This is a genomic window from Microbacterium sp. CFBP 13617 (assembly GCF_014839445.1).
GTDB lineage: Bacteria > Actinomycetota > Actinomycetes > Actinomycetales > Microbacteriaceae > Microbacterium.
In genome coordinates this window covers 966,847-979,916 of record NZ_JACYNW010000001.1, presented here as the reverse complement: position 1 = coordinate 979,916, position 13,070 = coordinate 966,847, and the positions used below count along the sequence as shown (strand labels likewise).

The following is a 13,070-nucleotide window of genomic DNA, read 5'->3' as shown; positions in this document are numbered from 1 at the left end:
GGGTACGAGGGCGCGGGCGCGAACGGCCCACAGCCCCGAGGTTAGCGGGCGCGAGACGGTCCCCCGCCGTGTGGCCGGTTCGCGAACGTCCGCGGCCCCGCGTCGAGACCGGCCCTCCGATCCCCGTGCGCACGGCTTCACCCCGGGCCCGACACGCCCCGACACCCGGCATCACGACGTGTCGGCCGGGGGGCGGCCCTGGCTAGGGTGGGCAGACGCGAACAGCAGGGAGTCCCATGTCGTTCATCACCCGCGGTTTCTCGGGTCGGCGCCGCGAGCGCGATCCTCGGCTGCCCCCGGGGCAGACACTCGTGGCCGACTGGCCCGTGCTCTCGGCGGGGCCCACGCCGACCGTCGCCGACGACGCGTGGGAGTTCGTGATCGGCACCGAGAACGACGTGCACCGCTGGACCCGAGCCGAGCTCGAAGCCCTCGGGGTCGAAGACGTCACCGTCGACATCCACTGCGTCACGCACTGGACGAAGCTCGACATGGCGTGGCGGGGCGTCTCGCTCGACCGCGTCTTCGCCGAGGTCGAGACCGCGCACCGCTTCGCGATGGTGCACTCGTTCGGCGGGTACACCACCAATGTGGCGCTCGACGATCTGCTCGGCGGAAAGAGCTGGATCGCGTTCGAGGCCGAGGGCGCACCCCTCACCGCCGAGCACGGCGGCCCCGCCCGGCTGCTCGTGCCCCACCTGTACTTCTGGAAGAGCGCGAAGTGGGTGCAGGGCCTGGTCACCATGCCCCGCGACTCGCCGGGCTTCTGGGAGCAGAACGGCTACCACCCGCACGGCGATCCCTGGCGCGAGGAACGGTACGAGTGAACCGCCGCCCCGCCTGGCACGTCGCGACCGTCGTCGAGAGTCGACCCGAGACGACCACGGCCCGCCGCCTCGAACTCGAGGTGCCCACGTGGCCGGGCAACGACGCGGGGGCGCACGTCGATGTGCGCCTCACCGCACCCGACGGCTACCAGGCGTCGCGCTCCTACTCGCTCGCCTCGTCGGAAGACGGGACGCGCGTGACGCTCGCCGTCGATGAGATCCCCGACGGCGAGGTGTCGCCCTTCCTCGTGCACGATCTGCGCGTCGGCGACCGCATCGAGCTGCACGGCCCGCTGGGGGCGTTCTTCGTGTGGCGTTCCTCCGACGACCCGGCCCCCGTGCAGCTGATCGCGGGCGGGTCGGGAGTGGTGCCGCTGTACGCGATGGCCGCGGCGCACGCGCGGAGCGGCGAAGCCACCCCGCTGCGCCTGCTGTACTCGGTGCGTTCGCCGGGCGACGTGTTCTTCCGCCCCGAGCTCGAGGCGCTCGCCGATCGCGGTCTGCCCCTCGACCTGGTCTACACGCGCACCGCCCCGCCGGGAGTCTCGGCACCGCCGGGGCGTCTCACCGCCGAGGGGCTGCGACGAGCCGTCTTCCCCGCTGCCCAGCGGCCCCGGGTCTACGTCTGCGGGCCCACGCCGTTCGTCGAGGCCGTCGCCGGCTGGCTCGTCGACGACGGTCACGCTCCCGCGGCGGTGCGCACCGAGAGGTTCGGGGGCGCCTGACGGCCGCTCTCCACGACGACGCCGGGAATGCGAAAAGCCCCGGCGGACCGGGGCTTTTTCGGCGGAGACGGAGGGATTTGAACCCTCGGTCCCCTTACGGGGACTCCACCTTAGCAGGGTGGTGCACTAGGCCTGACTATGCGACGTCTCCAGGTGATCGACGCCTTTCGGCACGAACACACCGGTCCATACTAACCGGTCGCCGCCCGGCATCCGAACCACGATCCGGATGCCGGGCGGCGGGGGTCAGCGCACGTTGCCGTTCGAGCAGGTGGCCTGCGCGGCGGTCTGCCCGGCGATGCCCGAGGGCAGCACGATCGCCTCCGACGTCGGCGCCGGGGTCGGCTCGGTTCCGTCGGTGGGCGCGGGGGCTGCGGTCTCGGTCGGAGCCGGGGCGCCGTTCTCGTCGACCACCACGCCGTCGCCGTCGCTGAGGTTGCCCGAGAGCTGCAGCGGCTGGTTCGCCGCGAGCGCGGCCCACAGCGTGTCGGCGTCTTCGCGGTCGGGGACCACGCGGTTCGCGTCGGACGGGTCGGTGTAGGTGGGGTACTGCACGAAGACGATCTCGTTGAACGGCACGTCCTTCACGGCCGAGGCGATCTGCACCAGCGTGAGGGGGTTGGTCAGCGAGGTCGACGGGTCGACGTTACGCAGCGCGGTCGAGGCGAGCTTGTACAGCGTCGCCGGGTTCGACAGCACCTCCTGGCTCTTCAGCTTGTTGGCGAGGCGCGACATGTACTGCTGCTGGTTCGAGATGCGCCCGAGGTCGCCGCCGTCTCCGACACCGTGGCGGGTGCGCAGGAACTGCAGGGCGTCGAGGCCGACGACCGTGCGCGTTCCGGCGGGCCAGTCGATGCCGGTGTAGGGGTCTTTGATGCCGTTCGCGATGCAGACGTCGACGCCGCCGATCGCGTCGGTGATGTTGATGACGCCGCCGAAGCTGACCTTCGCGGCGAACGGGATCTCGAGGCCGCTGAGCTGCGAGATCGTCTCGACGACGCACGAGAGCCCGCCGTACGAGAACGCACTGTTGATCTGCTGCTTGCTCATGGCCGAGTTCTCGTAGCCGTCTTTGTCGGTGCACGCCGGGATCGGCACCATCAGGTCACGCGGGAACGAGATGACGGTCACGCGACGAGGGGCGTCGGAGATGTGCACCAGCATGTTGACGTCGTTGAGGCTGCCCTCGGCGTCGTCGCCCGTGCACCGATCCCCGAAGAGCTGGGCGAATTCGGGCTCGCACTCATCGGTGCCGATGAGCAGCATGTTCACCCCGCCCTTCAACTCCCCGATGTCCGGCGGGACGGCCGGCTGGTTCTTCAGCTCGACCGCGTCGGCGGTGAAGCTGCGGGTCAGGTCGATCGCGGCGTAGGCCAGAACGGCACCGCCCGACACCAGCAGCACAGCGAGCACGATGGCGAGGCCGCGGAACAGTTGCGCCAGCGGCCCCGGCGACGTCAGCCGGCCGTGGCGCGCGATGGTCTTCTGACCGCGCGGTGTGGTCTTGCTCACTCGGGTCCTCTCGAACGGATGCCACCGGCCCGGCAGCACGTCGACTCCGCCGCAGGGCAGGAGGTCGCAGTAATACTAGGGACGCGCGGCTGAGAATGCCGTGACTGTCGCGAGGCGCCAGGCACATCACCCGCGATAGGCGTCACGGCGGTGCGCGATCGACACGATCTCGATCACCAACTTCTGGTCGACGATCCGGTAGAGGACTCGATACTCGCCGCGGCGAGCGGAGTACAGCGGCGCGAGCGGCTCTCGCAGCGGCTTGCCCACTCGCCGCGGATTCTCGCGCAAAGCGCCCGCGATGAACTCGAATGCCGCAGCGGCGACCTTCTCGGGCAGGTCGTGTTCGAGCGCGCGCCGGGCGGCCCGCGTGAAGACGACGTCGTACTCCGGGTTCACGAAGACAGGCGTCCGCGCCGGATCATCGCCGCCCGAACGTCTTCGAGAGAAGACGTCTCTCCGGAGGCGAGATCGGCCAGACCCTCACGCACCGCCGCAACCTCATCCGGGCGGCTGAGAATGTCGACCGTCTCGAGGAGAGCGTCGTAGTCATCAGCGCTGAGCAGCACTGCGACACGGTCACCGTTCCGGGTGACGTCGAAGCGCTCGTGCGTCGTGACGGCCGACTCGACCAGCTTCGACAGGTTTGCCCGGGCGTCGGCGAGAGAGAGGGTGGTCATGTACAGAATTGTAGCGTTTTGGCATGAGCGATCCGCGAGATCTCACGCAGGACTGCTACGACTAAGAACATGGACAGAGCTGAGCGACCGATTCGGCGGCAGTATCCGCCCTTCGGCGAAGTCCCCGCGGCCGTCTCTGGGGCATCCGAGCTGCGTCTGGAGATCGAGGGCGCGACTGCGTCCCTGACGGGGTTCGCCTGCTCTGCCTTCGGCTTGTCGGCAACACTGCGCACCGCCGCACGGGTACCGGACGGTGTCACCACCGTCTACGCCTTTGCCGAACATCGGCGGGTAGAGGGTGCGGTGGACGTGTGGGTCACTCCTTCGGACTCTGCCGGCGAACGGGGCGCGAGGACATATGCCCACCTGCGCGGGGGTGGGGGAGGAACCAACGGCACGGTCCACTCCGCATCCTTTGACATCTGGTTCCCCATCGACGTAGCTGCTCTGAGCGGTGACCTGACGATCGAGATGGTGTGGCCAGCGCACGATGCGACGGTTCGGACTCGCATCGCCGGCTCATCGTTACGGCAGGCCGCTGATCGAGCGGACGTGCGCTTCGTCAACATCTGAGGAGGGGCGGGCGACCCGCCGCTTCAGGTCAATCCGTTCACGAGCACGCCCCCGAGCGAGTTATGCCCGTCCCCGCGTGGGGAATCCTCCCTAGCGGCGGCGAGCTCACCTGCCGTTCTCCTCAACTTCCGCGAACGAAGCACGGGGACGAAAGAACCCCGCCCAAACTTTTGTTCGGGCGGGGTTCGAGTGAGCACCATCTGGCGGAGGGTGTGGGATTCGAACCCACGGGACATCTCTGCCCACTGGTTTTCAAGACCAGGTCCATCGGCCGCTCGGACAACCCTCCCGGTCGTTCGAGTCTATCGAGCGTGTGAACCTGCGCGTACGTCCGGTCGTCACTCGGCCTCGGACGCGACCGTGGTACGCGCGGCCCGTCGCGCTGTCCACCAGGCCCCCGCGAAGCAGCCGAGGGCGACCAGCCAGAACGCCCGCGCGGACCACAGGGCGGGTTCCGATTCCACGCGCACCCCGTCGGTCGCTCCAAGGATCGCGAGCACCGTGCGCACTCCTCCGGCCCGCCCGCGCACGCCGACCGGGTCGACGGCGGTCGCGCTCAGCGTTATCGCGACATCGAGCGCCAGCGCCCCGAGCGGCACGAGGAACCACGCGGCAGCCGGCCGTTCACCTCGCAGGACCCGCCCCACGGCGGTCACGAGCAGCGCTACAGGGAGCACGACGAAGAACCACGCGACGGCGCCGAGCAGCAGCCCGATCACCACCAGGAACAGGGTGGCGCCGAGGCCACCCACCACGCCCTCGAAGTATTCGGGATCGCGCAGGATGCCGGGAACCGACAACGCCAGGACGCCGACGGGCAGCACGCCCAGTGGCCACCAGAGGAATGACCGGCGAAGGCGGGTCTTCGCCTGCACGGCCGGGAACACCATCTGGATCGTCAGCGCCGACACGGCGAGGGGCACCCCACCGGCGCCGATGATCGACGCCGCACCGTCGTTGGCGCTCGGGTCGAAGAACAGCAGCAGAACCGCCGCCACGACGACCCCCGCCAGCACGATCACCGCCACGGGGAGCGCCACGCTGACGTCCACCCGCGAAGAACCCGGAGTCTCGCGCGGAGGGCGGTTCCGTCGTGCGCGCGATGCCATGGTGACGATTATCGACGGCGCGAGCCGTCGCCGCACCGGCGTTGCGCCCGCCCGCGTCCATCCCCCGCCGACCGCGGCGCGCGCTGGATATCGTCGACCGCATGGCGATGACGATCCGCGGCTCCCTGGCATCCTTCTTCCTCCGTCTCGGGCGGCAGGTGTGGGTGCGCGCGGCGATCTTCACGCTGACCGCCGTCGTCGTCGCCCTCGCCGCGAACGTCCTCGGCCCTCTGCTGCCCTTCGAGTTCGGGATCGACCTCGCGCAGAATTCGGTCGGATCGCTGCTGCAGATCATCGCCACGGCGATGCTCACCGTCAGCACCTTCTCGGTGACGGCGATGGTCACCGCGTTCTCGGCGGCCACAACCACGGCGACGCCCCGCTCGACGCCCCTGCTCATCGCCGACCCGACGTCGCAGAACGCGGTCTCGACATTCATCGGGGCGTTCACCTTCTCGCTCGTGGGCATCGTCGCCCTGTCGACCGGCTACTACCTGCCGCAGGGGCGCACGATCCTCTTCGTCGCCACGCTCGTCGTCATCGGCATCGTCGTGTTCACCTTGCTGCGGTGGATCTCGCACCTGTCGACGTTCGGGCGCATGTCCGATGTCATCGACCGCGTCGAACGGGCCGCGACCACGTCGCTCGAGCTCCACGCCGCCGCCCCCACCCTCGGCGCGCGGCCGGCGGTCACCGTGCCTCCGGATGCCGTACACGTCCACGCCGAGAAGGTCGGCTACGTCACGCACGTCGACGTCGCCGCGCTCGACCGCCTCGCCCGTCGGCACGGACTCGACGTCCACGTACGCGCGACACCCGGTCGCATCGCCGACGCCCGGGTTCCGCTCGCGTCCGTGACCGGGGCGGTCGACGATTCCGTGCGCACCGGCCTCCGTCGTGCGTTCCGCATCGAGAACCACCGCACGTTCGAGCAGGACCCCCGATTCGGTGTGATCGCCCTGACCGAGATCGGCAGCCGCGCCCTCTCGGCCGCGACGAACGACCCGGGCACGGCGATCGAGGTCATCGCCTCGCTGCAGCGCGTGTTCACCCGAGCTCTGGCGGCCGAACCCGACGCAGACGTGGCGTACGAGCGAGTCTGGGTTCCCGCCCCGATGCTCACCGATCTCGTCGACGACGCCTTCCGTCCGCTGGCGCGCGACGGCGCGGCCGACGTCGAGGTGCAGGTGCGCCTGCAGAAATGCCTCGCCTCGCTCGCGGCATCCGCTCCCGCGCGCGCCGGAGTGTTCCGCGATGCCGGCCGCGCGGCGTTCGCTCGCAGCCGACGCGACCTCGACCCGGCAGACACGCGGATGCTGCGCGCGGCCGTGCGGGAGGCGTGGGGGCGCTGAGCCTCCGGGGGGGCGTCAAGCGGCCGGTTCCGTCGACGGGCTCAGGAACCTCTGAGGCGGGATCTAGAGCGCGCGGAGGATCGCGGCGACGCCGCCCTCGCTCACCGACAGGCCCACCTCACCGGCCGCGGCGTGCACCTCGGGCGGCCCCTGGTGCATCGCGATCGCTCGACCGCCGTTGCGCAGGGCCCACTGCATCATCTCGATGTCGTTGCGTCCGTCGCCCATGACGAGGACCCGTGCGGCCGGGATGTCGAGCCACCCGCGCACCAACTCGAGGGCGGTGGACTTGTCGACGCCCTGGGGCGCGATGTCGAGCCACGCCGTCCAGCCGATCGCGTACGAGACCTGGGTGAGGCCGATGCGTTCGACGAGTTCGAGGAAGTCCTGATCGGTCTGCTCGGGGGCGACGACGACGACGCGGCACACGGGCTGGTTCGACAGCTCGGCGAAACTCACCTTGTTGGCGCCCTGCAGGTTCCAGTCGTCGAGGTAGTCGGTGAACAGCCGCGAGCCGTCGGGGAGTTCGACCAGGAAGTGGGCGCCCGAGAGGTGCTCCCCCAGGAGCGTGAGCACCTGGGTCGGGTCGAACGTCTCGACGTGCGCGCGTTCGTACACCGCGGCGTTGCCGTCGCCGACGCGTCGCATGACGATGGCGCCGTTCGAGCACACCGCGTACTCGGGCTGGATGCCGAGGCGCTCCATGATCGGGTGGGTGCTGTCCCAGCTGCGCCCGGTGGCGAGCATGACCTCGTGGCCCGCCGCGTGCGCGTCGGCGACGGCCTCGACCACGCCGGGGCTGAGGGTGTCGTCTTCGAGCAGCACGGTGCCGTCGATGTCGAGGGCGATGAGCATGCGCCCGACGGGTGCGTCGTCGGCGATGCGCTCGACGACGTCGACCGCCTCGTGCTGCGCGGCGATCTCGACGTCACCGGTCTCGGGCAGGGCGGCCTCGCGACTCACGCGACCGGCTCCATGACCTCGAGCCCGCCGAGGTACGGGCGCAGGACCTCGGGGACCGTGACCGATCCGTCGGCCCGCTGGTGAGTCTCGAGAAGGGCGACGATCCAGCGGGTGGTCGCGAGCGTGCCGTTCAACGTCGCCACGGGCTGCGTCTTGCCCCCGCCCTCGGGCCGGAAGCGGGTCTCGAGACGGCGGGCCTGGTACGTGGTGCAGTTCGACGTGCTCGTCAGCTCGCGGTAGGAGTCCTGCGTGGGGACCCAGGCCTCGATGTCGAACTTGCGCGCGGCGCTGGAGCCGAGGTCACCCGCGGCGACGTCGATGACGCGGTACGAGAGGCCGAGGTCCTGCAGCATGCCCTCCTGCATCGCGACGAGGCGGTCGTGTTCGGCCTCGGAGTCGGCGGGGTCGGTGTAGACGAACATCTCGAGCTTGTTGAACTGGTGCACGCGGATGATGCCGCGGGTGTCCTTGCCGTACGAACCCGCTTCGCTGCGGTAGCAGGTGGACCAGCCCGCGTAGCGCTTGGCGCCCCGCTCGAGGTCGAGGATCTCGTCCATGTGGTACCCGGCGAGGGGGACCTCGCTCGTGCCGACGAGGTAGAGGTCTTCTTTGGGCAGGTGATACACCTCGTCGGCGTGTTGGCCCAGGAACCCCGTGCCGCGCATGACCTCGGGGCGCACGAGCGTCGGCGGGATCATCGGGGTGAAGCCCGCCTGCAGCGCCCGGTCGAGGGCGAGGGTCATGAGCGCCAGCTCGAGACGCGCGCCGATGCCGGTGAGGAAGTAGAAGCGACTGCCCGACACCTTGGTGCCGCGCTCCATGTCGATCGCACCGAGCTTCTCGCCGAGCGCGAGGTGGTCGAGCGGTTCGAAGTCGTACGTGGGGATCTCGCCGTGGGTGCGCAGGGTGACGAAGTTCTCTTCGCCGCCGGCGGGCACCCCGTCGAGCACGATGTTCTCGATGCGGGCGAGGGCCGCGTCGGCGACCGCCTCGGCTTCGCCCACCGCGTGCTGCGCCGCCTTGACCTGCTCGCTGAGCTGCTTCGCCTCGGCCACCAAGGCGGCCTTCTCGTCTTTCGGCGCCTGCGCGACGCGCTTGCCGTGCGCGTTCTGCGCGGCGCGCAGTTCTTCGAATGCGGTGATGGCGGCGCGGCGGTCGCGGTCGGCGGCGAGGGCGTCGTCCACCGAATCCGGCGACTCCCCGCGGGCGATCTGGGAGCGCTTCACGAGCTCGGGATCTTCACGCAGCAGAGTCAGGTCGATCACGCGTCCATCCTATGGTCGGCATCCCCCGGGGATCCGCCCCGACCTCGACCGTGAACGGCAGGCGGTCGGCCGCGGAACGGCGTGTGCACGCCCCGTGACGCATGGGCCATCGGCATCCCCCCGTCAAGCCCGGTCCCGCTGCCGGGTCGCGGCCCACCGCGGTCCTAGGGTGGACCCATGGCCGCCCCTGACGAGCCGCGTGACGACGCGGAGTCCCCCGAGACCGTCCCCGCCGATGCCCCCGCCGCGGTGAAGGCGGATGCCGCTGCGGCCGAAGGCTCGAGCGACGACTTCCACGCCGCGCGACTCGGCGGCGACGTCGACGACCACGTTCATAAGGACGCTCCCGACCCGAAGGACGCCGCGGAGCCCGACGACGTCATCCACCAGCCCGAGGATGTCCAGCCGGACACCTCGGACGAGAGCTCCGGCGAGGCCCAGCGCGTCTCGGCGGACGGCGACGAGGCACCCATGGACGCCGAGCCCACCGCGAAGAAGCGCGCCGCGCTGATCTACAACCCCACCAAGGTCGAGCCTGAGCAGCTGCGTGCGCGCGTGGCCGAGATGGCCGCCGCGGCAGGCTGGGCCGAGCCTCTGTTCTACGAGACGACCGTCGACGACCTCGGCGACGACTCGACGCGCGCCGCCCTCGAAGAGAAAGTGGATGCCGTTGTCGTAGCCGGCGGCGACGGCACGGTTCGCGCGGTCGCCGAGGCGCTGACCTCCTCGGGCGTCCCCCTCACGATCGTGCCGAGCGGCACGGGGAACCTCCTCGCCCGCAACCTGAACCTTCCGCTGAGCGACACCGACGCGATGATCCGCGCCACGTTCGAAGGCGACATCCTCCCCATCGACACCGGACTCGCCCGCATCCGCCGGGCCGACGGCGAAATCGAGGAGCACGGGTTCTCGGTCATGGCTGGCATCGGCCTGGACGCCGCAATGATTCAGAACACGCGCGACGACTTGAAGAAGCAGGTCGGCTGGGTCGCGTACGTCGACGGAGCGGCGCGGTCGCTCGTCTCGGCGAAGCCCTTCCGCGTCATGTACCAGCTCAACGGACACCGTCTGCACTCGGCGAAGGTGCAGAGCGTGCTGTTCGCGAACTGCGGCGCCCTGCAGGGCGGCGTGGCGCTGATCCCCGACGCCTCCGTCGCCGACGGCCGACTCGACGTGGCCGTCCTCCAGCCGAGCGGCGTGCTGGGCTGGTTGGGTGTCTGGCGGAGCATCGTGTGGGACAACTCCGTCCTGCGCAAGTTCCGCGCGGGGCGCCGCGTGCTCGAACGCCGCAAGGACACCTCTGTGCGCTACCTGCGCGGCACGGGCATCGAGTTGGCGACGTCCCCCGCACAGCCGATCGAACTGGACGGCGACGAGTTCGGCGAGGCGACACGCATCTACACGCGCATCATCGCCGGAGGTCTCTCCGTCGCGCTGCCGAAGGGGCACGACGTCTCGACGCTCTGACGCGCGCGCCGCGCGCGGCCCCTCGTCGAGAACTCACTCGTTCGTCGAGGACGCACGCGTTCGGCGACCGGCGGATGCGGTCTCGACAAACGTGTGCGGTCTCGTCGGGCGCGGGCGGGCCGAGGCGGGCGGCGGCGGCGGCGGCGGCGGCGGGCGAGTGTCAAGCCCGGACGCACGGATGCCGTGGCGGATACCGTCGAACAATGGCAACGCCCTCGATCGTCTGGTTCCGCGACGACCTCCGGCTCACCGACAACCCGGCGCTGCGCGCGGCCCTCGACCGCGAGGAACCGATCGTGGCGCTCTACGTGTTCGACGAGGAGTCCGACGGGGTCCGCGAGATCGGCGGAGCCGCCCGCTGGTGGCTGCACGGGTCGCTGACCTCGCTCGGTGAGCGCCTGGCGGAACGCGGCTCCCAGCTCGTGCTGCGCCGCGGCCGCGCGGCGGAGGTGGTCCCCGCCGTCGTCGACGAAGTGGGCGCCGGCGCGGTGTTCTGGAACCGCCGCTACGGCGGCGTCGAGCGCGAGATCGACGCGGGCATCAAAGAGGCCCTGCGCGATAGCGGGGTCACCGTCGCGTCGTTCGCCGCGAACCTCCTCTACGAGCCGTGGACGGTGCGCACGCAGGCCGACAAGCCCTACGGCGTCTACACGCCCTTCGCCCGCGCCGTGCAGAAGCTGCCGGCCCCGCGCCCGCCGATGGCCGAGGCGCGCAAGGTCCCCGGCTTCGACGGGCGCGTCGACGGGGACGACCTCGGCGCCTGGTCGCTGCTGCCGACCACGCCCGACTGGGCCGGCGGCCTGCGCGAGACGTGGGAACCGGGCGAGCCCGCGGCGAAGGCGCGACTGAGGGAGTTCCTCGAGGACGACCTCGGCGGGTACTCGCAGTACCGCGACGAATTCGCGGGCGGTGCGACGTCGAACCTCTCACCGCGACTGCGCTGGGGCGAGCTGAGCCCGTACCAGGTGTGGCACGACACCGTTCAGCACCGTGGATCGGGCGAACACGCGAAGAGCGCGAGCGGATTCCTCTCGGAGGTCGTGTGGCGGGAGTTCGCCTGGCACGTGACCTTCTACGCCCCCGACATCGCGACCAAGAACTGGCGTCGCGAGTACGACGCCTTCCCGTGGCCCCCGCTCGATCGGTCGCACCTCGAGGCCTGGCAGCAGGGTCGCACCGGGGTCGCCGTCGTCGACGCGGGCATGCGCCAGCTGTGGAGGACCGGGGTCATGCACAACCGCGTGCGCATGGTCACGGCGTCGTTCCTCATCAAGAACCTGCTGATCGACTGGCGTGAGGGCGAGCAGTGGTTCTGGGATTGCCTGGTCGACGCGGATGCCGCGAGCAACCCGTTCAACTGGCAGTGGGTCGCGGGGTCCGGCGCCGACGCCGCACCGTACTTCCGCGTGTTCAATCCCGACACGCAGCGCAAGAAGTTCGACAAGCACGACCAGTACGTGCGCGAGTGGGCGCCGGAGTATCTCGGCGAGAATCCGCCGGAGCCCATGGTCGACCTCGGCGAGACCCGGCGTCGCGCGCTCGACGCCTACGCCGAGACCCGGCACGGGCACTGACGCGGGCGGGCCGGCCGTCCCCGGGCGTCGGCACCGTCGCGATGCGCCGGGTGTCGGCATCCGGGCACGCGAAAGGGGCGCCACCTCTCGGTGACACCCCTTCGAAAGCGATCGTCAGTTGACGCGGGTGTCGTCGACCTGCTCCTCGTCGTCTTCGCCCGGGATGAAGACGTCGACCACGGTCACGTTGATCTCGGCGACCTTCATGCCGACGAGCTCCGTGATGGCCTGCGAGACGGCGGCACGCACGTTCGACGCGACGCGCTGGAGCTGCTCGGGGTAGTCCACCTGGATCGAGATGTCGGCGGCGACCTCGGTCTCGCCCACCTCGACGCTCACGCCCTGCGCGTGGTCCTTGGCACCGACGGCCTGGCGGATGTTGCCGATGACGCGAGCCGCGCCACCGCCGAGGGCGTGGACGCCCGGAACCTCAGCCGCGGCGATACCGGCGACTTTGGCGACGACGGCGTCGACGATGACCGTGGAGCCGCCGTCCTTCTTGGCAGTGGTGGGGGTGGCGGTGGTGATGGTGTCAGCCATGAGCGCTTCCTTCCGTCGTCTCCGGGACCGTCTGTCCCGCGATGTCATAGAGGAGACGCAGCGGGCGACCGATTCGTCACGACTTTCTTCCTGAGAGAAGGCTGAGCACCGCTCACACGTCGAAGAAGCCGCCGAACGGGTCTTCGGAATCACCGGTGTCGCGGGGGTCGTACTGCACGGTCTCGACGGCGAACAGAACGCGCGTATGGGCCGTGCAGAGCACGCTCATCCGGCGGTTGCCCACCACGACGAAGCTCTCGAATCGCCCTCCGCTGTGGACGGCGCTCTCGATGCGTTGCTGCAGATCCGCCAGATCCTGCCCCTGTGCGAGGGAGAAGGTCGCGTCGTCGACGACGATCTGAGCGCGCACCATCGTGTGCGCGTCGGTGTCCTGCACGTCATCCGTCTGCGGGCCGTCGAGCGGCGTCCCCGCGGAGTGCGATTCGCTCATAGCGGGACGCTACGCACGATGAACGGGATCAC

Annotated in this window: 14 protein-coding genes and 2 tRNA genes; 6 read left to right on the top strand and 10 right to left on the bottom strand. The window is 70.2% G+C overall.

Features of this window, described 5'->3' with window-relative positions:
* Positions 1–236: 236 nt before the first annotated feature.
* Together IFU40_RS04335 and IFU40_RS04330 are read left to right on the top strand one after the other, a co-directional pair.
* Positions 237–827: a molybdopterin-dependent oxidoreductase gene (locus IFU40_RS04335; RefSeq protein ID WP_070409223.1), complete on the top strand. Its 591-nt coding sequence runs from the start codon at positions 237–239 to the stop codon at positions 825–827.
* Positions 824–1,552, top strand: coding sequence for an FAD-binding oxidoreductase (locus IFU40_RS04330; protein ID WP_191925494.1), 729 nt, complete (start codon positions 824–826; stop codon positions 1,550–1,552). Before IFU40_RS04335 ends, IFU40_RS04330 begins: the two co-directional genes overlap by 4 nt.
* A gap of 62 nt (positions 1,553–1,614) precedes the next feature.
* On the opposite strand, the gene IFU40_RS04325 is transcribed toward IFU40_RS04330, so the two are convergent.
* From IFU40_RS04325 to IFU40_RS04310, 4 genes are all read right to left on the bottom strand, one after another.
* A tRNA-Ser gene (locus IFU40_RS04325) sits at positions 1,615–1,703 on the bottom strand.
* A gap of 95 nt (positions 1,704–1,798) precedes the next feature.
* Complete coding sequence (locus IFU40_RS04320) at positions 1,799–3,064, bottom strand: LCP family protein (RefSeq protein ID WP_055832953.1); 1,266 nt, start codon at positions 3,062–3,064, stop codon at positions 1,799–1,801.
* Positions 3,065–3,190: 126 nt separating this feature from the next.
* Complete coding sequence (locus IFU40_RS04315; protein ID WP_191925493.1) at positions 3,191–3,463, bottom strand: type II toxin-antitoxin system RelE/ParE family toxin; 273 nt, start codon at positions 3,461–3,463, stop codon at positions 3,191–3,193.
* On the bottom strand, positions 3,460–3,744 hold the full coding sequence (locus IFU40_RS04310; RefSeq protein WP_082509747.1) for a type II toxin-antitoxin system Phd/YefM family antitoxin: 285 nt from the start codon (positions 3,742–3,744) through the stop codon (positions 3,460–3,462). Before IFU40_RS04310 ends, IFU40_RS04315 begins: the two co-directional genes overlap by 4 nt.
* 69 nt (positions 3,745–3,813) lie before the next feature.
* Here IFU40_RS04310 and IFU40_RS04305 point away from each other — a divergent pair, with 69 nt between their 5' ends.
* The gene (locus IFU40_RS04305; protein WP_191925492.1) at positions 3,814–4,317 is read left to right on the top strand and encodes a hypothetical protein; all 504 of its coding nucleotides are present in this window, start codon (positions 3,814–3,816) and stop codon (positions 4,315–4,317) included.
* A gap of 201 nt (positions 4,318–4,518) precedes the next feature.
* Here IFU40_RS04305 and IFU40_RS04300 read toward each other — a convergent pair.
* A tRNA-Ser gene (locus tag IFU40_RS04300) sits at positions 4,519–4,606 on the bottom strand.
* A 49-nt stretch (positions 4,607–4,655) separates the two neighbouring features.
* Positions 4,656–5,426: a hypothetical protein gene (locus IFU40_RS04295; RefSeq protein WP_206754867.1), complete on the bottom strand. Its 771-nt coding sequence runs from the start codon at positions 5,424–5,426 to the stop codon at positions 4,656–4,658.
* 101 nt (positions 5,427–5,527) lie between these two features.
* On the opposite strand from IFU40_RS04295, the gene IFU40_RS04290 reads away from it, so the two are divergent.
* Positions 5,528–6,778, top strand: a complete 1,251-nt coding sequence (locus tag IFU40_RS04290; protein WP_191925490.1) for a DUF2254 domain-containing protein — start codon at positions 5,528–5,530, stop codon at positions 6,776–6,778.
* A 63-nt stretch (positions 6,779–6,841) separates the two neighbouring features.
* On the opposite strand, the gene IFU40_RS04285 is transcribed toward IFU40_RS04290, so the two are convergent.
* Both IFU40_RS04285 and serS read right to left on the bottom strand, forming a co-directional pair.
* Positions 6,842–7,741: an HAD-IIB family hydrolase gene (locus tag IFU40_RS04285; protein ID WP_191925489.1), complete on the bottom strand. Its 900-nt coding sequence runs from the start codon at positions 7,739–7,741 to the stop codon at positions 6,842–6,844.
* On the bottom strand, positions 7,738–9,006 hold the full coding sequence (gene serS / locus IFU40_RS04280; RefSeq protein WP_191925488.1) for a serine--tRNA ligase: 1,269 nt from the start codon (positions 9,004–9,006) through the stop codon (positions 7,738–7,740). The genes IFU40_RS04285 and serS overlap by 4 nt, the downstream gene beginning before the upstream one ends.
* A 177-nt stretch (positions 9,007–9,183) precedes the next feature.
* Between serS and IFU40_RS04275 the strand changes: the two genes are divergently transcribed.
* Together IFU40_RS04275 and IFU40_RS04270 are read left to right on the top strand one after the other, a co-directional pair.
* Positions 9,184–10,473 (top strand): diacylglycerol/lipid kinase family protein, encoded by a 1,290-nt coding sequence (locus IFU40_RS04275; protein ID WP_191925487.1) that lies wholly within the window; start codon positions 9,184–9,186, stop codon positions 10,471–10,473.
* A gap of 203 nt (positions 10,474–10,676) precedes the next feature.
* Positions 10,677–12,047, top strand: a complete 1,371-nt coding sequence (locus IFU40_RS04270) for a cryptochrome/photolyase family protein (protein ID WP_191925486.1) — start codon at positions 10,677–10,679, stop codon at positions 12,045–12,047.
* Positions 12,048–12,161: 114 nt separating this feature from the next.
* Here IFU40_RS04270 and IFU40_RS04265 read toward each other — a convergent pair whose 3' ends face one another.
* A complete protein-coding gene (locus IFU40_RS04265; RefSeq protein WP_055832939.1) occupies positions 12,162–12,587 on the bottom strand; it encodes an Asp23/Gls24 family envelope stress response protein in 426 nt (141 codons plus the stop codon).
* A 112-nt stretch (positions 12,588–12,699) separates the two neighbouring features.
* The gene (locus tag IFU40_RS04260; protein ID WP_235560627.1) at positions 12,700–13,038 is read right to left on the bottom strand and encodes a hypothetical protein; all 339 of its coding nucleotides are present in this window, start codon (positions 13,036–13,038) and stop codon (positions 12,700–12,702) included.
* Positions 13,039–13,070 lie beyond the last annotated feature (32 nt).

Coding starts and splice junctions, on each gene's coding strand:
- IFU40_RS04305 (WP_191925492.1), top strand. CDS start 3,814: ATGGACAGAGCTGAGCGACCGATTCGGCGGCAGTATCCGCCCTTCGGC.
- IFU40_RS04260 (WP_235560627.1), bottom strand. CDS start 13,038: ATGAGCGAATCGCACTCCGCGGGGACGCCGCTCGACGGCCCGCAGACG.
- IFU40_RS04335 (WP_070409223.1), top strand. CDS start 237: ATGTCGTTCATCACCCGCGGTTTCTCGGGTCGGCGCCGCGAGCGCGAT.
- IFU40_RS04270 (WP_191925486.1), top strand. CDS start 10,677: ATGGCAACGCCCTCGATCGTCTGGTTCCGCGACGACCTCCGGCTCACC.
- IFU40_RS04265 (WP_055832939.1), bottom strand. CDS start 12,587: ATGGCTGACACCATCACCACCGCCACCCCCACCACTGCCAAGAAGGAC.
- IFU40_RS04290 (WP_191925490.1), top strand. CDS start 5,528: ATGGCGATGACGATCCGCGGCTCCCTGGCATCCTTCTTCCTCCGTCTC.
- IFU40_RS04275 (WP_191925487.1), top strand. CDS start 9,184: ATGGCCGCCCCTGACGAGCCGCGTGACGACGCGGAGTCCCCCGAGACC.
- IFU40_RS04310 (WP_082509747.1), bottom strand. CDS start 3,744: ATGACCACCCTCTCTCTCGCCGACGCCCGGGCAAACCTGTCGAAGCTG.
- IFU40_RS04295 (WP_206754867.1), bottom strand. CDS start 5,426: ATGGCATCGCGCGCACGACGGAACCGCCCTCCGCGCGAGACTCCGGGT.